We start from the raw sequence: 22,585 nt of genomic DNA, 5'->3' as shown, positions 1-22,585 counted from the left end.
GGGTTGCCCATACCGGGCAGACGCAACGCCCCATGCCCCAAAACGTGGCCAAGCGCCTTCCGTCTTTTCCAGACTCAAGGCTGGCGGGAACCCAAAGGAATGTGCCGACTGGCCCCTCCCTCAAACGAAAAGGGGCCATTGGCGGAGAGCGCGAACTGCCTCAATCTCCATGAATCCCTGGGCGTGCCCAGCGGCATGTCCGCCTGTCAGGCGGCCTTTGCCACGCCTGTGGCCACGGCGGGGTCGGGCAGGGTCCAGGCCACGGCGGCGCTTAGGACCGGCAGGATCATGGTCGTGGCCAGGGCTGTGTGCAGGCCGTGGGCGTCGGCCACCATGCCCAGAATGGGTGCGGCGATGCCGCCGATGGAGATGGCCAGCCCCAAGGTCACCCCGGAGGACAGGCCGATGCGTCCCGGCAGGTAGCTCTGGCCCAGGACGATCATGGCGCTGTACGGAATGGACAGCCCGATTCCCATGGGCACGAGCATGGCCAGGGCCGCCCAGGGCGAGTTCATGGCCAAAAAGACCGGAATCATGGGGATGACCGAGAGGTAGCTGAAAAAAATGATGCGCGGCTGGCTGCGGCGGTCGGCCAGCCGACCACCGGCCAGGGAGCCCACCACCGTGGACCCCGCGAACACGGTGAGCGCCATGGCCCCGGCATGATCCGACTGCCCCAGGACGTTGATCCAGTACAGCGGGATGAAGGTGTTGAACCCGAAAAAGAGCATGGACCGGCCCACCACCGTGCCCGTCAGGCGCAAAAAGGCCCCCCAGGCCGGTTTCCCCACCGCCTCGGCCCCGGCGGACATGGCCTTGGCTGCCTGGGCGGACTGCGGCCGGGACAACAGCCAGGCCGCCAGCACGGCCATGAGGCATCCGGGAAGGGCCAGGACGGCCGTCCCGTCAAGGCCCCACCACCCCGTGGCCTGGGCGGCAAGGAGCGGCCCCAGGGTAAATCCCATGGTGCCGCCCACCCCGAAAATGCTCATGGCCGCCGCCTTCTGGCTCCCGGCGTTCTGGTTGATGAGCCTGGCGCCCACGGGATGAAACGCGGCCACACCCACACCGCAGACCACGGCCGCAACAATCAGCAACGGATAGGCCGGGGCCAGGCCCGTCGCGCCCAGGCCCAGGCAGGCCATGGCCAGGGCCGCAGGCACAAGCCAGGTCTTCGAGGTCTTGTCCGCAAAGTGCCCGAAGGCCGGTTGGACCACGGTGGAGGCGATGTTGGACGAAAAGACCACGGCGGCGGCGGCGGCGTAGGACAGGCCGTGGCGGGGGATCAAAAGCGGCAACAGGGCGGGCAGGGCTCCCTGGTTGATGTCTGTGAACATGTGGGCCAGGGTTATCCAGGCCACTTGGCGGCGATTCATGCGAGCCTTCCTTTGCCGGGGCAATGGTTCGGGATGCGCCCCTGACGGCCTTGCTCCTACCGCAACTTGGCGTTAGTGTGTCTCGACGATATGACGAAGAATAGCGCGAATCCGACAGGGGACGCGGCCGAGGCCCTTTCCCGACCCAGCGAGCAGGGTGACGACCCCGATCCGCATCGGCCGGTTCTGGGCGTGTCCCGCGAGCTTCCGCCGTTTCAACCCAGCCCGCCGCATTGCCATTTCCGGGCCCAGCTCATCCATGCCTCGGCCGGGGTCATGACCATCACCACATCGGACGGCATCTGGGTCACCCCGCCGCACCTGGCCCTGTGGGTTCCCTCCATGATCTGGCATCATGTGCGGGTGTATGGCCGCGTGTCGCTCAAGACCCTGTACATCCTGCCCGGGGCCGTGCCGGACATGCCGGATGCCTGCCGGGTGGTTCCGGTGTCGCCGCTTTTGCGGGAACTGATCATCCACGCCTGCGCCTTTCCGAGGGACTACGATCCAGACGGCCCGGAAGGCCGGGTCATGGCCGTGATCCTGGACCAGATGCGGGTTTCGACCACGGCTCCCCTGTATCTGCCCATGCCCCGCGACCCCAGGCTGGCCGTGGTCTGCCGCAACCTCCTGGACAACCCAGGAGACCGACGCACCCTGCCGGAACTGGCCGCCCGGGCCGGGGCCGTGGACCGCACGCTGTTGCGGCTTTTCCTCAAGGAAACGGGGCTGACCTTCCGTATCTGGCGCAGGCAGGCCAGGCTTTTGGCGGCGCTTCGCAAGCTGGCCGCCGGAGAACCGGTCATGGCCGTGGCCATGGACCTGGGCTATGAAAGCCAAAGCGCGTTTATCGCCATGTTTCGGCGCGCCCTGGGGGTCACCCCGGGACGTTACTTCGCGCGGGATGAAGGCCTGCGCCAGGGGCACGCCCGCCCTGCCGCCGGGGTATCGCAGATTGTGCCGGACCAGCGTCCGCCTTGACAACAGCCCGATTGCGGATATTATCCCATATGCGGGAATAAAAAATCTTTTCCTGAACATCCCGAGCCAGAAAGGGAACGTCCATGCCGGATGCCGTCAACCCTGCCGGGCATACCGAGGCCCAGCCTCCAGGGCATTTCGAGGCCCAACACGCCGGACATTTCGAGGCCCATCCCGCCGGGCATGTGGAACCGGGACCGGCAGGCCACGTCGAGGTGGACCTGGGCGGGCATGTGGAAGTGGATCTGGGCGGGCATGTGGATGTCGACCTGGGCGGGCATGTGGATGTCGACCTGGGCGGACACATGGAAGTGGACTTGGGCGGCCATGTCGATGTGGATCTCGGAGGCATCGTCAATATTCACCTTTGAATCGAAACGCGTTTCCCGCCGTGGTCTTCCCGATTTTCTTCCCGGTGCGCCAAGGATCGGGTCAACTTGATTCCCATGGGACTCACCTGGGACAAAACCGTGGGCGTTTCATCGCCCCCCCTTTTTGCGCATGAAAGCACTCCATCTCTGCCTTATCTTGGCGGCCTTGCTCCTGGCGGCGCCTTTCGGCCCCGTCTCCTGCACCGAAAAGCCCCTGCTGGCCTCCCGCAACGCTGATCCTGAGTATCTCGGCCAAAAGGCCAAGGACCGCTATACCGCTTTCGTGCGTCTGGGGCAGGAAGAGCAAGCGGCCATGGAGGCCGGTCGCCCGGACGATGCTGCAAGTTACCGCGCGGCCAAGGAAAAGGCCTATCAGGAATACATCGAGGCCGACACCGCAGCGGCCCGGGCGGTTGAAGAGCAAAAGCGGCAGGAGCAGGGGAAGGCCACGGTCCAGACCTCGAATTGACGCCTCTGGCGGGATGCCGACGCCGTCCCGGAATCTATTCCGAAACGGTTGTCTCAGGGGCGGCGGACTCTGGGGCAGGCGGTTTCTTTTTCCCGAAAAGCGCCGCCGCCACAATGCCCACTTCATAGAGCACAATCAGCGGCCCGGCCATGAGGCACTGGCTGATGGGGTCGGCAGGGGTCAAAAGCGCCCCCAGAATGAACGCCCCCAGGATGGCCCAACGCCGGTTGCGACGCAGCCCGGCGGCCGTGACCAGCCCGATGCGGGCCAGAAAATACAGGACCACGGGCAGTTCGAACACCACCCCGAAGGCCACCAGCAGCATCACCGCAAAGGAATAATAGCTGCTGATGGTGGGCATGATGGTGATAAGTTCCCCAGCGTAGTTCACGAAAAACGAAAACGCGTAGGGAAAGACCACGAAATAGCCGAACACCCCGCCGCCGGTAAAGAAAAAGGCCGTGGCGATGGCCACGGGAACAAGCGCCCGCCGTTCCTCCCTGTAGAGTCCCGGGGCGATGAACCGCCAAATCTGATAGAAGATGTAGGGGCTGGCCACCAGGAAGCCGCCCAAAAAGGCCATCTTAAGGACGGTGAAGAACTTCTCCGGCAGGGTGGTGGCGATCAGCGTGCTTTTCGGCGGCAGGACGCTTATAAGCGGCTTCAAAAAAATCCGCAGCATGTCTTCGGCCACGGCGTAGCAGGCCAGAAAACCCGCCGCAGCGGCGATCACGCAATGCATGATCCGGGTTCGCAACTCGCCCAGATGGTCGAGCAGGGACATCTCCTGGTCGACGTGCTCCTCGTCGGAGGCGGCGTCCCCGGAGGGCGGCGGATCGGTTGCGGGGGGGACGGCTGGGTCTGGACCAGACGGCACGCCGTCCTGTTCTGGACCAGACGGCGGGCCGCCCTGCTCTGGACCTGTCGGCACGCCGCCTTGCTCTGGCCCCGACGGCACGCCGTCCGGCTCAAGGCCGGACGCAGCAACATCATGCGAATCGCCAGCCCCCTCGCGCCCCGTAACGGCATCCCCGCCGTCAGCCGCAGTCCCGGCCTCCCGAACGCCGTCCGGGTTGTCGCCGGAACCCGTGCTCACGCGGCGGGCTCCGTCGCCGTCGCCTGGGCCTGTTCCTTGCGCACGAATCCGGACCCCAGATCCAGCAGGATGGGGCTGGCGATGAAGATGGAGGAATAGGTGCCGGCCACGATGCCGATCAACAGGGCCAGGGCGAAATCATGGATGACCGCGCCGCCAAAAAGGTACAGACACACGGTGACCACCAGGGTGGTGCCTGCCGTCAGGATGGTGCGGGTCAGGGTCTGGTTGATGCTGCGGTTGATGATGTCCGCCAGCGGTTCCTTCTTGTCCGCGCCGTGCATGGTTTCCCGGATACGGTCGAAGACGATGATGGTGTCGTTTAGGGAATAGCCCAGGATGGTCAGAAGCGCGGCCACCGTGGTCAGGTCGAATTCCTTGTCCAGGAGCGAAAAGATGCCGATGATCATGAACACGTCATGCAGATCGGCCACCACCGCGCCCAAGGCGAATTTCAACCGCATGTACCAGCAAAGCAGCATGGTGATGAGCATGGCCGCCAGGATGAGATAGCCCGTGGGCACATGCAGCAGGTTGAGCAGATAGACGCCGCTGGTCAGCCCGGCGGCCATGATGCCCGCCGCCATCCAACGTTGCTCGAAGCGGCCGGAGATGTAGATGGCGATGAGCAAAACCGCGTAGAACACGGCCTCGATGGCCTTGGAGCGCAGGTCCGCGCCCACCTTGGGACCGACCATCTCCAGGCGCTGCACCGTAAATCCGGAATCGGGCAGGGCCTTTTGCATAGCCGTGACCACGGCCTCGCGGATGCCCTCCTGGGACATGTCCTGCTCGGCGGCCCGCACCAGGTATTCGCTGTCCGCGTCCTGGCCGAAACGCTGCACAACCAAACCCGCAAGCCCCACGGGCTCAATGGCCTTGCGGATGTCGGAGACGTCCACGGGCTTGTCGAACTTGAGCTGGATGGTCAGGCCGCCCGCAAAATCCACGCCGTAGCGGGGGCCGCCCTTGACCGCCAGGGAGATGAATCCCGCCAGGATGATCACGGCGGAGACGAGATAGGCGATCTTGCGATATTTGAGAAAATCGATGTGCGTTCCAGGTCTGATCAACTCAAGTCCCATGCTGTCCCCCATGCGTTCGCGGAAAAAAGCCCGTCAACCGGGCCCTGTCGGCAAAAAGACGTCCGTCGTGCGTTTGCTTCACAACACAAAAGCCCTGCGGCGGACAGACCGCCGTAAACTGCGAAGGCTTCCGTTTTTTCCGGCCGCTTGTCAAGCGCCGCCGACTCCCTGCCGGACCCTTAAAGCCACTTCTTTTTCACAAACACCAAGACCCCCAGAATCGACAAACAAAGCCCCGTCGCCACCACGATGAGGAAGGCGTTTATGGAATGCTGAAAAGGCAGTTCCACGTTCATGCCGTAGATGCTGGCGATAAGGTTGGGGATCATCAGGATGATGGTCACGCTGGTGAGCACTTTCATGACCACGTTGAGGTTGTTGGAGATGATGGAGGCGAAGGCGTCCATCAACCCGCTTAAGATGTTGCTGTATATCTTGGTCATGTGGATGGCCTGAAGATTTTCGGTGATGGCGTCGTCCAGAAGATCCTTGTCGAGTTCATCCAGGCGAAGAACATCCGCCCTGGTGATCCTGGCCATGACGATCTCATTGGCTTTGACCGAGGTCATGAAGTAGACGAGGCTTTTTTCAATGTTCACGAGCCGAATGAGCGCCTCATTTTGCATGGACTTGTGCAGGTCGTCCTCCAGGAGGTTCGACTTCCTGTTGATCTCTTTGAGGTGGCGCAAAAAGGTGATGGACGTATTGAGAAACACCTGGATGATGAACCGGGCCCGGTCGCTGACCAGGAAGTTTTTGACCCGGCCTTCCAGAAATTGCTGCACGATCTCGTTTTCCTGGCGGCACACGGTGATGATCAGCCGGTCTTTTTTAATGATGCCCAGGGGGATGGTGCGAAACGGGATGTCGTCGTCCTCGTCGGCGGCGCGCATGGGCGTATGCACCACGATGAGCACGCTGCCGTCCTCGGTCTCGATGCGGGCCCGCTCATCCACGTCCAGGGCGTCGGTGAGGAAATCCTGGGGGACGCCGGTCTGCTCGGCCAGGGACTTGATTTCCGCCTCGCCGGGGTTGACGACGTTGATCCAACAGTCGTCCTCGATCTGGCGGATCTCGCCGAGCTTGCCGCCCGCGTGCTTATAGATGGATATCATCGGGCGCCTCGCTTCTCATACTGGGTGATGATCGAAAACCACGGGATACATGGCTTGCCGCTGGCGATGCGGGGAACCGGCCATGCCAGTCGGCCCCCCGGAGGGGGACCATAGTCCCTGCCCGGGGCGGAAGCAAGACGCCCTGTTTTTTATGGCGTTTCCACTGCGCCGGGAGGACGAAAACGTCACATTTCACCCGCTCCACGCCCCCACCCCCCCGTTGCCCCCGGCCGGGGCTTCTGCTACTTACCGTGGGTTTTCGGCAACCGTTCCCACCCACGGAGATCACGCATGGCCAAAAAGACCATTTCCCCGGACTCGATGCGAAATGACGCCCTGGCGACCGCCCTGACCACCATCGAACGCAAATACGGCCAGGGCTCGGTCATGCGTCTCGACGATTCGGCCCATGTGAAGATACCGGTCATCCCCACCGGCTCCATCGGCCTGGACATGGCCCTGGGCGTGGGCGGCATCCCGCGGGGGCGGATCACCGAGATCTACGGCCCCGAATCCTCGGGCAAAACCACCCTGGCCCTGCACATCATCGCCGAGGCCCAGAAGGCGGGCGGCACCGCCGCCTTCATCGACGCCGAACACGCCCTGGACGTGAGCTACGCCAAACGCCTGGGGGTCAAGACCGAGGAACTGCTCATCTCCCAGCCCGACTACGGCGAACAGGCCCTGGACATCGCCGACCTGCTGGTGCGTTCGGGCGCGGTGGACGTGGTGGTGGTGGACTCCGTGGCCGCCCTGATCCCCCAGGCCGAGTTGGAGGGCGACATGGGCGATACCCAGGTGGGCGGACAGGCCCGGCTCATGTCCCACGCCATGCGCAAGCTCACCGGCACCATCCACAAGTCGCGCACCTCGGTGGTCTTCATCAACCAGATCCGCATGAAGATCGGCATGACCGGCTACGGCAGCCCCGAAACCACCACCGGCGGCAACGCGCTGAAATTCTACGCCAGCATCCGCCTGGACATCCGGCGCATCCAGACGCTCAAGGACAAGGAAGAAAGCTACGGCAACCGCTGCCGGGTCAAGGTGGTCAAAAACAAGGTGGCCCCCCCCTTCCGCGAAGCCCAGTTCGACATCCTCTACGGCACCGGCATCTCCCGCGAAGGCGAACTGATCGACATGGGCGTGGAAGCGGGCATCGTGGACAAATCCGGGGCCTGGTTCGCGTTTGGCAGCGAGCGCCTGGGCCAGGGACGGGAAAACGTGCGGGCCTTTTTGCAGGAGCACACCGACATCCGCCAGACCGTCGAGCAAAAACTCATGGAACATCTGGGGCTGTCCGAGTCCGTAGCGCCCCTGGATGTCCCGGCCCTGCCGGATGAGGCCGACGACGGCATGTAACGCACACCCGCCCCGGCTGTCGGGATTGCGGTTTCACACGACATTAACCATCACGCGCAAGGACTTCGGGGGGGACGCCGTCCCCCCCGGCCTGTGTTGGAGGCAGACCCCCATGATGACGGCCAGCGAGATTCGCGCCCGGTTCCTCGACTACTTCGCCCAAAACGACCACCAGCCGGTATCAAGCTCCCCCCTGGTGCCCCGCGAGGATCCTTCCCTGCTCTTCACCAATGCGGGTATGGTCCAGTTCAAGAAGGTCTTCCTGGGCCAGGACAAACGGCCCTACAAGCGGGCCGTGACCGCCCAGAAGTGCCTGCGCGTGGGCGGCAAGCACAACGATTTGGAGAATGTGGGCCGCACCGCCAGACACCACACCTTTTTCGAGATGCTCGGCAACTTCTCCTTCGGCGACTACTTCAAGGAGCAGGCCATCCGCATGGCCTGGGAATTTTTGACCGTGGAACTTGGGCTGGACAAGTCCCGGCTCTACGCCACGGTCTACCGCGACGACGACGAGGCCTTCGGCCTGTGGCAGAAGGTGGCCGGGCTGCCCTCCGAGCGCATCTACCGCCTGGGGGAGAAGGACAATTTCTGGTCCATGGGCGACACCGGCCCCTGCGGCCCCTGTTCCGAGATCCTGGTGGACCAGGGCGAGCACATGTCCTGCGGCCCGGACTGCGGCATCGGCTCCTGCGACTGCGACCGGTATCTTGAGGTCTGGAACCTGGTGTTCATGCAGTACGACCAGATCGACAAGGAAACCCGCGTCAACCTGCCGCGCCCCAGCATCGACACGGGCATGGGCCTGGAACGCATCACGGCCATCTGCCAGGGCGTCAACTCCAACTACGACACGGACCTCTTCCAAAAAATCATCGCCCGGGCCGGAGAACTGGCCGGGGTGGCCTACCGGGCGGGCGAGGAGACGGACACCGCGCTACGGGTCATCGCCGACCATTCCCGGGCCGTGGCCTTCCTGGTGGCCGACGGCATTCTGCCCTCCAACGAGGGCCGGGGCTACGTGCTGCGCCGACTGATCCGCCGGGCCCTGCGGTTCGGGAAACTGCTCGGGCTCTCCAAGCCCTTCCTGTTCGAGGTGGTTTTGGCCGTGGTCACCCACATGGGCGAGGCCTATCCGGAACTGACCGCCAACCGGGAGTTCCTGGCCCGGGTGGTGCGCGAGGAGGAGGAACGCTTCGCCGCCACCCTGGACAAGGGCCTGGGCATCCTCTCCGAGGAGCTCGACGCCCTGGCCGCCACGGGCGACACGGTGCTGTCCGGCGCGGCCGCGTTCCGGCTCTACGACACCTACGGGTTCCCCCTGGACATCATAAACGACGTGGCCGGAAAGCGCGGCGTCACCGTGGACGAGGCCGCCTACACGATATGCATGAACGAGCAGAAGGCCCGGGCCAAAAAGGCCTGGAAGGGTTCGGGCGAGACCGACCCGGCCGTGCTCTTCCTGGAACTGCTCGAATCCGGGCTCAAGTCCCGCTTCGTGGGCTATGACACGCTCACCGCCCAAAGCCGGGTGGTGGCCCTGATTTCCGCCGAAGGTCAGGCCGTGGAGCGGTTGATCGAGGGGCAATCCGGCTTTGCCGTCTTTGGAACCACTCCCTTTTACGGCGAATCCGGCGGCCAGTCCGGCGACATCGGACAGGTGGAGACCCTGACCGGGCAGGCGGAGGTCACGGCCACCCTCAAGGCCGGGACGGACCTGACCGCCCACCATGTGACCGTGGCCAAGGGCGAACTGCTCCTGGACCAGGAGGCCGAGCTTCGCGTGGACGAAAAAACGCGTCTGGCCACGGCCCGCAACCATACCTGCACGCATCTTTTGCACGCGGCCTTGAAAAACGTGCTGGGCGGCCACGTCAACCAGGCCGGTTCCCTGGTCACCCCACAACGCCTGCGCTTCGACTTCACCCACATGGCCGCCCTGTCGGCCGACGAGTCGCGCCGCGTCGAGGACGAGGTCAATGCGGCCATCCTGGCGGCCCTCCCGGTCACCCGGGAGACCATGTCCCTGGACGCCGCCCGCTCCCGCGGGGCCACGGCCCTTTTCGGCGAGAAATACGGCGACGAGGTGCGGGTCATCGAGGTGCCGGGGGTGTCCATGGAGCTGTGCGGCGGCACGCATCTGTCCTCCACTGGCCAGGCCGGAAGCTTCCTGATTTTGTCCGAGGCAGGGGTGGCGGCCGGGGTGCGGCGCATTGAGGCCGTGACCGGCGTAAACGCCCTGGAGCATGTCCGGACCATGCAGGCCGAATACGAGCAGGGCCTTAAGGCCCTCAAAACCAAGCCCGGGGACATGGCCGGGCGCATCAAAAAGCTCTTTGACGACATCAAGCTTTTGACCAAGGAAAAGGAGCAGATGGCCGGGAAGCTGGCCGCAGGCGGCGGCAAGAGCCTCATGGACGAAATCGCCGAGGTGGCCGGGGTCAGGGTGCTCACGGCCCGCCTTCCCGGGGTCAACATCAAGGCCCTGCGCGACTCCATGGACGACCTGCGCTCCAAGCTGCCCTCCGGAGTGATCTGTCTGGCCTCCCCCCAGGAGGACGGCAAGGTGGCGCTCATTTTGTCCGTGACCAAGGATTTGCACGGCCGGTTCACCGCCCCGGCGCTGATCAAGGCCGTGTCCGCGCCCATCGAGGGCAGCGGCGGCGGCCGCCCCGACCTGGCCCAGGCCGGGGGGACCAGGCCCGAAGGCATCGAAGAGGCCTTCGACGTTCTCAAAGGCCTGCTGGCCTCCTGATCCCTCCCTCAACACAGACGCCCCTTCCCGGCGCGCCGACCCAACCGGTCGGCGCGCCATTTTTTTGATCTTGCACCATGCTGCACCCGGCCCGGAACATCCCGGGCATTTTTTCGTCCCGGACAGGCACGGGCGGGCGCGTGTCCGTTTCCCATGGTCTGGTGGGATTCATGGACGGCGGGACAATCCGCCCCACCACGGAGGACGCCATGATCGTGCGCTGCGAGATGTGCTTTTCGGATATCGGCTCCTGCGACCCCGGCGCGGTGCATGCCCCGCTTTCCGGGGCCATGTTCGGCCCCCTGGGGCCGGGATTTACGCCGCCCTTCGCCCCGGACGCCCCGTTTGAGGCCCTGCTGTGCCCCATCTGCGGGAGGCGGGCCGTGGGGCACGACCTGGACCGGCCCGAGGCCTGCCGCATGGACCGGCTCCTCACCCCGGAAGGTTATTTCGTGGCCGAGGGGGCGGCCGAAGCACCCCTGAATCTCCGACCGGGCGGTATGGGCAAAACGGGCAAAGCGGGCCGGATTGGCCACGGCGGCCGCCCGGGCCGCACCGCCGACGCCAGGGGCGTGGCCCATGCCTGATCGCGCCCAGCCCGACCAACTCCTGCCCCCCGCGACCGATCCCCGCGCCGTGGGCCGCCGGGTCTTCGACCTCCTGCACCAGGCCGTGCGGGACAAGGCCGACGCCGGGCTGCACGACATGTGGGCCAGGTACTACCGCCTGGGCCGCAACCGGCCCTGGAAGGGCGTCAGCCCGACCGGCGTGCCCCTGTCCAGCGCCAACCTCCTGCACATGCACCGGCAACGCACGGTCAATACCCTCACCGACAACAGCCCCACCTTCAACGTCACCCGGGTGGGCGACGGCGGGGATGCGGACGTCTTTTTGACCATGGAGCGCCTGGCCCGGCACTGGTGGATCGAACAGGAACAGCAGGCCGTGCTGGAAAAATCGGTCATACACGGCGAGACCTACGGCGTGGCCGTGGAAAAGGTCGTCTTCGACCCGGACCTGGAATACGGCCTGGGCGAGGTGCGCACCGTGGTGGTCGATCCCTTCCGCTTCGCGGTCTATCCGCCGCGCTGCCTGGACGTGCAGGATGCGGCGGCCGTATTTCACCTCGAACCCTTAAGCCTGCGGGAGATCGCCCGACGCTGGCCGGACACGGGCCGCCTGGCCCGAAGCGACGCCGACCTTCTGGGGGAGCTTCTCGACCCCCGGCGGGAGGCGGCCCGGGGCGAGGCCGGACGCCGGGGATTTCTGGCCCGGGCGGGCGAGGTGGCCGGGGCGGTGTTCGGCCTGGCCGGAAAAAGCCGACTGCCCGACGACGAGGCCGTGGTCTGCGAGTGCTGGGTGCGCGACTTCTCCACGGACGGCGACCGGCCGCGCTATCCCGGCGGCATCCGATGCGTCACGGTGTGCAGCGGCGGCGACCTGGTGCTCTCCGACCGGGGCAACCCCTGCGTCAACCCGCACCTCACCCCGGAGGAGGCGGCCCGGACCTACCTCTTCGACAAGTTCCCCTTCATCGTGGCCAACTCCGTCACCGATCCGGCCAGCCTGTGGGGCGCGTCCGACTTCGAGCAGTTGGAGAATCTCCAGATGGAGATCAACAAGTGCCTGTCCCAGCTCACCTACCACAAGGACCGTTGCGCCCGGCCCAAGATCATCAACCCCCGGGACTCGGGGGTGGCCAACGCGGCCTTCAACAACCGCCTGGGCATCATCAATCCCGCCTCCCAGACCGCCGCAGGCGGCATCCGCTATCTGGAGTTCGCCAACAACACCAAGGACATCGAGATGGTCCTCGGCATCTACAAGGAGCTTTTTCTCCAGGTGGCGGGCTCGCACGAGTTGGAACAGGCCGTGGACAGCGCCAAGCCGGTCATCGCCCACAAGGCCATCGCCGCCCTTTTAGAGCAGGCCGCGACCATGATGCGCGGCAAGATCCGCAACTATTCGAGGCTGATCCGCGAGCGCGGCCGCATGTTTTTGAGCCACGCCCAGAACTGGTACGGCGAGGACCGCTGGATCACCTTCGCCACGGACGCAGGCCCGGCGGCCATGCCCGTGCGCGGGGCCTTCTTGCGGGTTCCGGCCCGGCTTTCGGTGGTGTCCGGGTCCACCATGCCCGTGTCCCGGGTGCAGCAGCGCGAGGAGGCCCTGGCCCTTTACGAGATGGGGGCCATCGACCGCCGCGACCTGCTGGAAAAGCTCGACTGGTCCGGCCGGGAGGCCCTTTTGGGACGCCTGGAGGGAATGACGCCCCCCCCCGCGGCGACCTCGCCAAAAGCGGCCCCGAAGGCGGCAACGGACGCTGCCACGGTCGCTGCCGCCGCGCGTCTTGTCCCGGCCACCCCGAAGACGCCCGTCACGACAGGCGTAACGGACTTGGTCGGAAAGCGGGACGGAGGTGCGCTTCCGGTCCCGGTCCAGGCCGGATAAACCGGCAACCTCAGCGCCAGGAGACACGCCCATGCCGCTTTATGACTTTTTCTGCCCCGCCTGCGGGGAGGTCTTCGAAGACCTGTGCCCCCCGCACGGCCCGGACCCGGCCTGCCCGGGATGCGGCGGCCAGGTGAGGCGGCTTGTGTCCGTGGGCCGGGGATACCGGGCCGACGCGGACTGGATCGCCTCCGTGACCCGGGTGGTGGACAAGGACAACCCCGCCCCCCATGTGCAGGCCTTTCTGGCCGACCCGTCCCGGGCCGCCTACCGGGCCTGGATGCGCGGAGAAAAACTGCGGCCCCTGGAGCCGGGCGAGGGAATCCGTCGCCAGGACGCCGCCTACGCGGCCTGCGAAACGGCGCGCCGGGAGGCCCTGGCCCGATTCGCCGCCAGACGGTTGTGCGCGGCGTAGCGCCCGGCGCGACGAACCAGGGAAGGACGCAAGGAGGACACATGCAGTTTCTACGGGCCGTGGACGCCTACCGCTGGTACCGCTCCACCCGCTATGCGGCGGACCATCCCGAGGCCATGCCCCGGAGCTTTTTCCAGGCCGCGCCCATGCAGCGGGCCATCGAGGCCCTGCACGACATCGGCACGATCCTGGCCCGGCTTGACGCGGCGCACCGCCGGGCGCTGCGCGACAACACGGCGGGATTTCCCGGGGCCTGCGCGGCCCTGGAAGAGGGCCTGCGGCGCGGGGGATACCTCATCCCGTAAGCGGGCCGGAAACGACCTGGCGGGGGCACGGCCCGGGGTGGGAAACCATCCCGGGCTTTTTCGGAAACCACGCAACGGACAGGGGACACATGGACGCACAAAACACTGTGGACGCGACGGCAGGCCCGGTCGACGTGGCCGTCCCGCCCGTACCCGGCGGACCCGGCGGACCCGGCACGCCCGGCACGCCTGGCGGGCCGCCGGGGGCCGTCTGGGACAGCCTGCTGCACGGCCTGGAGGAAAAGGTGGCGGGCCTGGTGGAAAAGGGGCTGACCCGCCTGGGGAACGAACTGGACACGGCGAAACGCCTGGAGGCCGAGGCCGCCTTTGCCGCCGGACATCCGGACTTCGCCGAACTCAAACAAAGCGGGCGGCTCACGGCCATCCGCCGCGACAACCCGCTTCTGGACGAGGTGGGGGCCTATTTCGCGGCCATGCTCGAACGCGAACGCGAGGCCGTGGCCGCCCGCCTGGAAGAGGCGGCCTCGGCGGCCGAGAAACGGACCCTGGAAAGCCTGCGCTCCAGACGGCTGGCCGCCACCCTGGGCCAGGGCCAGGGCGCGGTCCCGGATCGGGGGGGCGACCCGGAGTTGTCCGAACCGGGCCGCTTCGGGGGCATGAACACGGTCCTGGCCAGACGTCTGGCCGCCCGGCGCGCCGCCGCCGGAAACTGATATCCAGGGAGGACGATACATGGCGCTCAATCTTTCGGAAATCGAGGCCGTCACCAACGACTATTTCGCGGCCGCCGACGGCAAGGCCGTGGACATCTACTTTTCCAGCTCCTTTCTGCTGGATTGTCTCATGAACCGACGCATGGGCATCTTCGAGCGCCCGGCCGGGGGCGAAAAAATCCGCATTCCCCTCAACTATTCCGACGCCGAGGGCGGCTTTTTCACCCGGGCCGACCCCCTGTCGTCGGACGACCGGGCCAGCGTCAGCGCCGCCTTTTTCGAATGGAAGCACGCCTACGGCAACGCCACGGTCTACCTCACCGACGAGATCGCAGCCGCCGGGGACTATGCCGCCGTGCAGTTCGTGACCCAGAAGATCGAGACCGCCCAGAAGACCTGCGCCAACTGGCTGGCCGCCACCCTCTACAGCGCCGGGGGCGACGAGGCCCCCACCCTGACGGGCCTGCGCTCCCTGACCGGCGGCGACCCCGACGCGCCCTACGGCGGCATCGCCGAGAACCAGTTGGTGGCCGCCGACGGCTCCAAGCCCTGGCGGGCCGTGACCCTCGACGACGCCGCATCCATGGGCCTCGACGTGCTGCAAAACATGCGTTCGGCGGCCAAGATCACCGACGGCCGCGACGGCAAGCCCAACGTGGCCGTGACCACCGAGGCCCTCTACAACAAGATCTCGCGCATCCTCCAGGTGCAGCAGCGGTTCGTCTCCGACGACGAGGCCGCCCGGGCCGGATTCACCCACCTGGTCTTCGAGGGCATGATCCTGGCTGCCGACGACTTCTGCCCGGCCGGGCACGCCTTCGCCGTCAACACCAACCACCTGGGCTTCGCCATCCACCAAAACGGCTTCTTCGCCCGCAGGCCGTGGACCGAACTCGACGGCCCGGCCGGAAAGACCATGAAGATCCTGTGGCACGGCAACCTGGTGTGCTCCAACCGCAAGGCCCACGCCGCCCACGCCAACCTGTCCTGATGGCGCGTTTCCCCGAAAATGCCGCCGCTTTTTGAGGGAGGCATGAAGCCGTGCAACGCCGCGAACTCATCATCCAGCCCGTGGATTGTGAGGCGGCAACGAAAAAGGAGGTCCGCACCATGGCCCAGCCCATGAAGCTGTGCTTTTCCCAGGACGTCATGGAGACGTCCCCGCGCAAACTGGAAATCCTCGGCGCGCGCCGCGTCCTGGCCGACGGCCGGGGCTTCCGCTACGCCCTGGCCGCCGCAGGCGGCGTCCCGGCCGGGAAACTTTGCATGGCCAAGGTCGCCGTGCCCCAGCACGTGAACCTGGACGGCACGTCGGCCGCCGTGGGCGAGCGGGTGCTGTGCCTGACCCTGGGCGCGGCCCCGGCCGCCGAAAACGACTACGAGGACGGCTATCTCCAGGTTACGGCCGCCACCGGGCAGGGGCACCAGTACCGCATCCTGTCCAACTCGGCGGCCGCCGCCTCGGGACGCATGGTCCTGACCCTGGCCGAGCCCCTGCGCGCCGCCCTGGACGACACCACCAAGGTCAGCCTCACGGCCTCGCCCTGGCGCGGCGTGGCCCCGTCGGACCAGGAGGAAAACCTGCCCGCCGGGGTGGCCCCCTGCGACGTCCCGGGCGGGCACCACTTCTGGTCCCAGTCTTCGGGACCGGCCCTGTGCCTGTCCGCCGACGCCTCGGCCCCGGGAACCATGCTGGTTCCCGCCGCCACGACCGGGGCCCTGGCCGGGGCCGGTTCCCCGGCGGCCCAGGACAAGCCAGTCGTGGCCGTGGCCTGGGCCACGGCGGGCGTGGCCGGACAGTACCGGCCCTGCTGCCTGACCATGGACTAGGGGGGCCTGGGGACGGAGGAACTCCTGCGCCGGGGAGGGGGAAGGCCTTTTGTCCTCCCCGGCGAAAAAGACGGCCGTGCGGCGGCCTGCCGCTCGCCGCACGCGCCCCCGCCGCGATTCGATATCCCCTGCGGCCGTGCGCCATCCGGGCACAGGCCGCAGGGACACCTGCAACATGGAGAAGCGCCTATGCCAAGCCAGGCCTGGCTCACCCTGCCCCGCCCCGGCGCATCCGGCCTGCGCGGCCCGCACCTGGACACGGCCGCCGCCCTGATCATGGAGATCGCCCGGGAGGTGCGCGACCCGTCGGTCACCGAGGACCGCATCCTGCGCCTGCTCAACAGGGTGCTTCTGGACGTGGCCGGGCGGGTCTGCCTGCCGGGGCTTTTCACCGAAAACACCGTGGTTCTCGACCCGGGGGCGGCGGCCGTGGATCTGCCCGCCGACTATCACCACGACCTGACGGAGGTCGTGTGCCTGACCGCCCGGCGACGGCTTTCCCTGGCCTCGGGCCTGGAGGAGCTGGCCCGCCGGGGCGGGCCGGAGGTCCGCACGGGGGGAAGGCCCTGGCCCCTGGCCGCAGCCGCCATCGGCTCCAGGCTCTTCGTGCGGCCCGTCTCCGACGCGCCGGTCGTGCTTTTGGTGCGCTATTTCCGCCTGCCCGCCCCCCTTGAGGCGGACACGGACCGCCCGGACGGGCTGCCCGCGCATCTGGCCCCGGAGCTTCTGGTGGCCCGGGTGTGCCGGGATCTCTTCGAAGGGTTGGAGGAAGGGGCCGAGGGCAAAAAGACCCAGACCGGACGCTTCGAGGCCCGCTTCGAGGCGGCCATGGGCCGACTGGCCGAGTTCGCCGGGACGCGCCAGGCCATGGACGCCCCGGTGCCAGACGCGCTGGGGTTCGGCCGCCCGGGGGCCTTTTTATGAGCGGGGCGGACGGGGTGACCCGGTTCGCCGTGTGCCGGGGCCTGGACGCGACCCGTCCGGCCGCCCGGCTGGCCTTTGACCCGAAGACCGGGGGCTACCACGTCTCCCGGGCCGTGAACGTGGATGTCCTGCCGGGGGGCGGCGTCCGGCGGCGGGCGGGCTTTCGCCGCGTGTCCGACGGGACGTTCCATTCCCTGTGGTCCGACGGCCGGGGCGCGGCCTATGCCGGGGTGGACGACCGTCTGGTGCGCCTTGCGCCTGACTCGGACGCTGCCGGAGGGGTCGCTGTCGAGACCCTGGCCACGGGGCTGACGCCCGGGGCGGCCCTGTCCTTCGTGGCCGTGGCCGGACGGGTCTACTACGCCAACGGCCATGAAAACGGGATGATCGCGGGCGGCGTGGCCGGGATATGGAGCGACGGAACCGTCCTCACCGGCCGACCGGGGGAATATGTCGCCCCCCCGGCCGGGCATCTCCTGGAACACCACGCCGGGCGCATCTTCATCGCCGCAGGCGACATGGTCCTCTTCACCCTGGGGGCCGGGGCCTATCATCTGTTGGACCCGGCGGGCGACTTTCTGCCCGGGCGCGGGGGCCGGGTGCGGATGCTTGCGGCCGTGGACGACGGCCTGTTCGTGGGCACGGACCAGGAGGTCTATTTCGCGGCCGGGCACGATCCGGCCCAGTTCGCCTACCGCCGGGTCATGGACGCCCCGCCGATCCCTGGCGCCTGCCTGCGCGGCCCGGGTATCGACCTGGCGCGGGTGGCCGGGCGCGACATCACGGGCCAGGCCGTCGTCTGGGCCGACGCCCGGGGGCTGTGTCTGGGCCTTTCGGGCGGCCAGGCGACGCGGCTTGTCCGGCTGCCCCTGGATGGGGCCGGAAGCGGCGCGGCGGTCTCTTCCGACGCGGCCTGGCTGTTTGTGCTGCGCCCATAGCCGGACGCGCCGAGCGCGCGGCCGCATGGAAACAACCGGCGGCCCGGCGGGGGAATGGTTCCCCGGCCGGGCCGTCCCATTTGAAAAGGAGATTGGCATGGCTCTTCGACTGTCCACCGGACTGCGCAACAAGCTCTTGAGCACCGGCAGCTTCAAGGAAACCCTGGCCGACGGCGTCATCCGCATCTTCCCCGGGGTGCAGCCCACCACGGCCGACGACGCCGAAGGGGCTACCCACCTGGCCCAGATCACCCTGGGATCGGGAACCTTCACCGCCGGACAGGCGGCAAGCGGCCTGGAGTTCGGCACGGCCGCAGGCGGCATCCTGTCCAAGAACACCGGCGAGGTCTGGTCCGGGGTGGCGGCCACCAGCGGCACGGCAGGCTGGTTCCGCTTCTACGCCAACGATCTGGGCACCGGGGCCTCCACGGACACGGCCCGTTTCGACGGGTCCATCTCCACCAGCGGAGCCCAGCTCAACATGTCCAGCACGGCCATCACCGCCGGGGCCACCACCACCATCGACAGCTTCACCATCACCTTCCCGGCTTCGTAGTGTGGCGTTCACAAAAAACATTTTGTTGTTTTGTGAATAAAAACAACAAATTCAGCATGTTGTCTTCTGGAAAACCATAACGGAAATTGCCGAACGGAACACGAGCGGCGGACGGGCGTCCGGGGCGGTCGTCCCAGACGCCCGCCAGGCCACGGCCACGGCACAGGCCCCATGCCGCGCAAACCGGCATGATTCGCGCCCCCGCAACCCCATGGACCGGAGACCACATGCCCGAAGCCTATCCCCTGTCCCTGCCCGCCCGATTCGACGGCTTCCCCGGCCGCATCCGGGTCACCTGCGGCCCGGCCTTCGATGCGCTGCGCGGATGCCCCTACAGCTTCGGCAGCCGGGTGACCTGTTCCAGAACCCCCCTGTGCGGCGTGGCCCAGGGCGACTACCTGCCGGGCTCGGCCCTGCCCCGCCAGGAGATGATCTTCTCCGACACCGGGGCCGACGACGATTTCAGCCTGAAAATTTCCTTCACCGGCTACGGCGCGTTCCACCTCGCCGCGCCCACGGACGCCCGCTACAGCCTGTCCGTGGTCAAGGGGGTGCGCATCGAGGCCTTCGGACTCGACCGCACGTTCGAGATCACCGACCTGTGGGAGACGGGAATCGTGGCCGAAACCGACCTGAGCCTGCCGCCGCCCCTGCCCGGCATGGTCTGGGTGGACGAAGAGGCCAGGGCCAGCACCTACGCCGTCACCTGGTACGGCGGGGTGGGAACGGCCGGGTATGCGGCGCTAAGCGGCGTCCTGCAACTTGGCGGCGCGGCCCATCTGCGCCTGGGGAGGACGTCATGAGCCGCATCGCCTACCACCTGACCAACGGAACCGTGTCCCGCTCCCTGCCCGACCCCCTGGAACGGGCCCTGTACCAGGACCACCTGATCGTCCACCGCTTCGGCGAGGCCTGGGGCTACCTGCCCCGCCAGGACGACGGGCTGCTCCTGGTCGAGGGCACGCTCATCATGTCCTCGTGCAGCACCTATTGGCCCCTGGCCAACGACTTCTGCATCGCGGGTACGGACGGGATAAACGGCAGCTGGGTCCCCCAACCCCCGGGATCGACGCCACAGTATGTGGGCGTGCGCTTCGCCTCCCCCTTAAGGGTCACGGGATTCCAGTTCTCCTGCGGGGTGCGCGAGCTGTCCGTGTGCCCGTATGCCACGGGGCCGTGCGCCTATCCCAGCACCTTCGTCCTGGAGGCCTCCAACGACGAAGCCCTGTGGACGCCGCTTCTCGCCGTGACGGACTACCGGGCCATGCGCGTGGCCACGGCCTCGCCCTTTCCCGACGAACGGATGGAAGACTATGAGCTGGGCCGCATCTTCCTGTCCGACCTCATGGATGTGCCAAACGACGCCTTTTTCCTGGCCTATCGCATGCGCATCGAGGCGGCGGTTACGGATCTGTTTGGAAACTACAACGTCTCGGAGCTGATCTTCCATGGACAACACTCCTGATCCCCGGGACGCCATGCGGCGTGAGGCGGCCCGGGCCGTGCGGCAGGCGGCCATGAGCGGGGAAGACGGCCACAGCCCCTTTTCCCGAACCCGGTTCCGGGTCGTCCCGACCGACGGGACGCCGCCCGGGAAACGCGACGGGGATGGCCGGGAAGGTGAACAATGAGCCAGCTTTTTGACTACCTCTTCGACATCGAGGCCGCCCCGGAGGACGACCGCAGCGCCGACGGCCTGTGCGCCGTGTTTCTCAACGTCCGGGGCACGGGAACCTGCGGCGTGACCACCCCCGGCGAAACCCCTTGCGACGGGCCGGTCCCCGGCGAGAAGGACGAAAGCGGATATGTTCCCGGGGAGGGCGGCTGCACCGGCATCGTCTTTCCCGGCCTGGAGGCGGAGGCTGCGGCCACGGTGGGCGCGGCGGCCGAGGCGGCCCTGCCCCTGCCCCGGTGCCAGGCCCTTGGCCCCTGGTGGTTCCCCGGGGCGGGAGACACCCGGCTGCCGTGCCTCGCCCTCGCCGGGACCGCCCGGACCCTGGTTCTCTCGGCCAGCGCCCTGCCGCCGCTTTTCGCCCTGGCCAGGTCCGGCGGCCTGGCCGCCATGGCCCTGCCCCGGCCCGGGGCCCACGGCGAAACCGGCGCGACAGGGACGCTTGGACTGCCCTGCGGCTGGACCCTCCTGTCCTCCTCGGGCCTGGACCGCCACGGCGAAGCCCAGATCCGGCCGCCGCTTCCGGACCTGGAGGCCTATTGCTGCGGCCTGGACAACCCCGTGGTGCGACGCACCCCGCAGGCCGACGTGGTGCGGCTTCTCAACACCAAGAGCGCCATCCTCAAGGCCCTGGCGGCCTCCCTGACCCAGGGGCTCACTGAGCCCGACGACAAGGCCGCCGCCCTGCTCTACGCCGTCTCCAACCTGCTTTCCTACGCCAGCGACCCCGAGTCCCTGGACTTCGCCGACAGGTGGAGCTGCGGCGTGGCGACCTGGTTTCGCGGGGAGGGGGACTGCGAGGACGGGGCCATCCTCCTGCACGGGCTGCTCCTGGCCTGTGGAACGCCCTCCTTCCGGATGGCTACCATCTTCGGCCGGGCGGGCTCGGACAACATGGGCCACGCCTGGCTCTGCTACAAGCGGGCCGCCGACGAACGCTGGACCATCCTGGACTGGACCGCCGGGGCCCTCTCGCCCCTGGCCGGGCCGGAGGACTTCCCCGCCCTGGAGCAAAGCCCGGACTACCACAGCGTGGAATACGCCCTGACCAGTGAGCGGTTTTATGCCTCCCGCCTGTCCCTGGCGGAGTTTTTTCCGTCCGTGCGGGCCGATGCGGCAGCGCTCCCCGTGCCCGTCTGCGCCGGGGTCACCAACCAGGCCGCCACGGGGGCCCTTCGGCTCGGATCGGCAACGGGCCTTTCCGGCTCCCTGGCGTGCACGGGGAGGACCGGTGGGCGCGGCGACGGGGATCTGCCCGGCCTGACGGCGGAGGTCCGGGCCGGATGGCGCGCGGGAGCGGCCACGCTTGCGGCCCTTTGCGGCACGGGGCTGGCCGGGGCCCTGGGACTGGCCGCCCTGGATGGGATGGCCGCGACGGCGGCCTGCGGGGCCCTGGCCACGGGGAGATGCCCCCTGGCGGCCCTGCGGGGACGGGGCGAGGCCTGGGCCGCCGCCCTGTGCGGCGGCCGGTGCCGCCTGGCCAGACTGGGGCTCCAGGCGGGCGGGCTTGGCGGGGAGACGGGAGGCGGAGGCCTCGCCCTGCCCGTGGCCCTGGTCCGGGCGGCCGGGGAGGCCGGGACGCTTGGCGACGGCCTTGCGGCGGTCCCCGGCGTGAGGATCGCGGCCGGGGGATGGTTCGAGGCCCGGGGCGGGTGTGCGGCGGCCTTCGGGCCCCTGGCGGCGGATGGCCGGGGCGTTGCCTTTGCCGGGGGGCTTGGCGGGGTCGTTTTGGAATATGGGCCCGGGGAGGTGTGGTGATGGCCGGGATGGGCGTTCGCGTGGGAGAGGATTTGGCGGTGACCCAGTATGCGGACTGGGATTTTCATGCCCTGTGCCGGGAGGGGGGGACGGTTCTGGCGGCGGATGGCCGGGGCCTGTGCCGCCTTTGCGGCGACACGGACGACGGCCGGGCCATTGCGGCGGCGCTTGACCTGCCGCCCGTGGCCCTGGACGAGACGGCCGCGACCCGGGTGCGCGACATCCGGCTGCGTGGGACGTGTCAGGACGGCACGACCATCCTCCTGGGCGTGGACGGCGGTTTGGCCCGGCGGATTTCCCTGGGATCGACGAAGCCTGGCGGCGAGGCCCGCATCCCCGTGGGCCGGGACGGGGAGGGACGGGTGTGGACGCTTGGCGTCGAAAACCGGGACGGCTGCGGTTTTACGCTTGAGGGACTTGGCCTGGGACATGTCCGCCTGGATCGGAGGTAG

Annotated in this window: 24 protein-coding genes; 20 read left to right on the top strand and 4 right to left on the bottom strand. The window is 67.7% G+C overall.

The window, feature by feature from the left end; all coding sequences use genetic code 11:
• Positions 1-206: 206 nt before the first annotated feature.
• Complete coding sequence (locus GD606_RS14395) at positions 207-1,376, bottom strand: MFS transporter (RefSeq protein WP_163302859.1); 1,170 nt, start codon at positions 1,374-1,376, stop codon at positions 207-209.
• Positions 1,377-1,466: 90 nt separating this feature from the next.
• Here GD606_RS14395 and GD606_RS14390 point away from each other — a divergent pair, with 90 nt between their 5' ends.
• From GD606_RS14390 to GD606_RS14380, 3 genes are all read left to right on the top strand, one after another.
• Entirely contained in the window at positions 1,467-2,357 is an 891-nt protein-coding gene (locus GD606_RS14390) for an AraC family transcriptional regulator (protein ID WP_163302860.1), read from the top strand.
• A gap of 83 nt (positions 2,358-2,440) precedes the next feature.
• Entirely contained in the window at positions 2,441-2,728 is a 288-nt protein-coding gene (locus tag GD606_RS14385) for a hypothetical protein (RefSeq protein WP_163302861.1), read from the top strand.
• Positions 2,729-2,858: 130 nt separating this feature from the next.
• Positions 2,859-3,197, top strand: coding sequence for a hypothetical protein (locus GD606_RS14380; RefSeq protein ID WP_163302862.1), 339 nt, complete (start codon positions 2,859-2,861; stop codon positions 3,195-3,197).
• Positions 3,198-3,231: 34 nt separating this feature from the next.
• On the opposite strand, the gene tatC is transcribed toward GD606_RS14380, so the two are convergent.
• The 3 genes from tatC to GD606_RS14365 all read right to left on the bottom strand — a co-directional run bounded on the left by tatC (position 3,232) and on the right by GD606_RS14365 (position 6,493).
• Entirely contained in the window at positions 3,232-4,293 is a 1,062-nt protein-coding gene (gene tatC, locus GD606_RS14375; protein ID WP_246298819.1) for a twin-arginine translocase subunit TatC, read from the bottom strand.
• The gene (gene secF / locus GD606_RS14370) at positions 4,290-5,378 is read right to left on the bottom strand and encodes a protein translocase subunit SecF (protein WP_163302863.1); all 1,089 of its coding nucleotides are present in this window, start codon (positions 5,376-5,378) and stop codon (positions 4,290-4,292) included. Before secF ends, tatC begins: the two co-directional genes overlap by 4 nt.
• A 179-nt stretch (positions 5,379-5,557) precedes the next feature.
• Positions 5,558-6,493: a magnesium transporter CorA family protein gene (locus GD606_RS14365; protein ID WP_163302864.1), complete on the bottom strand. Its 936-nt coding sequence runs from the start codon at positions 6,491-6,493 to the stop codon at positions 5,558-5,560.
• A gap of 291 nt (positions 6,494-6,784) precedes the next feature.
• Between GD606_RS14365 and recA the strand changes: the two genes are divergently transcribed.
• From recA to GD606_RS14280, 17 genes are all read left to right on the top strand, one after another.
• Positions 6,785-7,855: a recombinase RecA gene (gene recA, locus GD606_RS14360; protein ID WP_163301837.1), complete on the top strand. Its 1,071-nt coding sequence runs from the start codon at positions 6,785-6,787 to the stop codon at positions 7,853-7,855.
• Between the two features lie 112 nt (positions 7,856-7,967).
• Positions 7,968-10,610, top strand: coding sequence for an alanine--tRNA ligase (alaS, locus tag GD606_RS14355; protein WP_163301836.1), 2,643 nt, complete (start codon positions 7,968-7,970; stop codon positions 10,608-10,610).
• Positions 10,611-10,750: 140 nt separating this feature from the next.
• The gene (locus GD606_RS14350; RefSeq protein WP_163301835.1) at positions 10,751-11,197 is read left to right on the top strand and encodes a hypothetical protein; all 447 of its coding nucleotides are present in this window, start codon (positions 10,751-10,753) and stop codon (positions 11,195-11,197) included.
• On the top strand, positions 11,190-13,061 hold the full coding sequence (locus GD606_RS14345) for a hypothetical protein (RefSeq protein ID WP_163301834.1): 1,872 nt from the start codon (positions 11,190-11,192) through the stop codon (positions 13,059-13,061). Before GD606_RS14350 ends, GD606_RS14345 begins: the two co-directional genes overlap by 8 nt.
• 31 nt (positions 13,062-13,092) lie before the next feature.
• Complete coding sequence (locus GD606_RS14340; RefSeq protein WP_163301833.1) at positions 13,093-13,476, top strand: zinc ribbon domain-containing protein; 384 nt, start codon at positions 13,093-13,095, stop codon at positions 13,474-13,476.
• Positions 13,477-13,517: 41 nt separating this feature from the next.
• Positions 13,518-13,781, top strand: a complete 264-nt coding sequence (locus GD606_RS14335) for a hypothetical protein (RefSeq protein ID WP_163301832.1) — start codon at positions 13,518-13,520, stop codon at positions 13,779-13,781.
• An 89-nt stretch (positions 13,782-13,870) separates the two neighbouring features.
• On the top strand, positions 13,871-14,455 hold the full coding sequence (locus tag GD606_RS14330) for a hypothetical protein (RefSeq protein ID WP_176629309.1): 585 nt from the start codon (positions 13,871-13,873) through the stop codon (positions 14,453-14,455).
• Positions 14,456-14,474: 19 nt separating this feature from the next.
• The gene (locus tag GD606_RS14325) at positions 14,475-15,446 is read left to right on the top strand and encodes a phage major capsid protein (protein WP_163301830.1); all 972 of its coding nucleotides are present in this window, start codon (positions 14,475-14,477) and stop codon (positions 15,444-15,446) included.
• A 50-nt stretch (positions 15,447-15,496) separates the two neighbouring features.
• Positions 15,497-16,285 carry a hypothetical protein gene (locus GD606_RS14320; RefSeq protein ID WP_246298817.1) on the top strand — a complete coding sequence of 263 codons (789 nt, stop codon included), beginning with the start codon at positions 15,497-15,499 and terminating at the stop codon, positions 16,283-16,285.
• Between the two features lie 189 nt (positions 16,286-16,474).
• Positions 16,475-17,209, top strand: a complete 735-nt coding sequence (locus GD606_RS14315; RefSeq protein ID WP_163301829.1) for a phage adaptor protein — start codon at positions 16,475-16,477, stop codon at positions 17,207-17,209.
• Positions 17,206-18,147: a hypothetical protein gene (locus GD606_RS14310; protein ID WP_163301828.1), complete on the top strand. Its 942-nt coding sequence runs from the start codon at positions 17,206-17,208 to the stop codon at positions 18,145-18,147. Before GD606_RS14315 ends, GD606_RS14310 begins: the two co-directional genes overlap by 4 nt.
• Positions 18,148-18,244: 97 nt before the next feature.
• The gene (locus GD606_RS14305; RefSeq protein ID WP_163301827.1) at positions 18,245-18,703 is read left to right on the top strand and encodes a hypothetical protein; all 459 of its coding nucleotides are present in this window, start codon (positions 18,245-18,247) and stop codon (positions 18,701-18,703) included.
• A 227-nt stretch (positions 18,704-18,930) separates the two neighbouring features.
• Positions 18,931-19,506 (top strand): hypothetical protein, encoded by a 576-nt coding sequence (locus GD606_RS14300; RefSeq protein ID WP_163301826.1) that lies wholly within the window; start codon positions 18,931-18,933, stop codon positions 19,504-19,506.
• Positions 19,503-20,168, top strand: coding sequence for a hypothetical protein (locus GD606_RS14295; RefSeq protein ID WP_163301825.1), 666 nt, complete (start codon positions 19,503-19,505; stop codon positions 20,166-20,168). The genes GD606_RS14300 and GD606_RS14295 overlap by 4 nt, the downstream gene beginning before the upstream one ends.
• On the top strand, positions 20,152-20,334 hold the full coding sequence (locus tag GD606_RS14290; protein WP_163301824.1) for a hypothetical protein: 183 nt from the start codon (positions 20,152-20,154) through the stop codon (positions 20,332-20,334). Before GD606_RS14295 ends, GD606_RS14290 begins: the two co-directional genes overlap by 17 nt.
• The gene (locus tag GD606_RS14285) at positions 20,331-22,133 is read left to right on the top strand and encodes a transglutaminase-like domain-containing protein (RefSeq protein ID WP_163301823.1); all 1,803 of its coding nucleotides are present in this window, start codon (positions 20,331-20,333) and stop codon (positions 22,131-22,133) included. The genes GD606_RS14290 and GD606_RS14285 overlap by 4 nt, the downstream gene beginning before the upstream one ends.
• Complete coding sequence (locus tag GD606_RS14280; protein WP_163301822.1) at positions 22,133-22,585, top strand: hypothetical protein; 453 nt, start codon at positions 22,133-22,135, stop codon at positions 22,583-22,585. The genes GD606_RS14285 and GD606_RS14280 overlap by 1 nt, the downstream gene beginning before the upstream one ends.

Origin of the sequence: Desulfolutivibrio sulfodismutans DSM 3696 (assembly GCF_013376455.1) — a bacterium.
Classification (GTDB): Bacteria; Desulfobacterota; Desulfovibrionia; order Desulfovibrionales; family Desulfovibrionaceae; genus Desulfolutivibrio; species Desulfolutivibrio sulfodismutans.
This window is presented reverse-complemented; position numbering and strand designations above follow the sequence as displayed.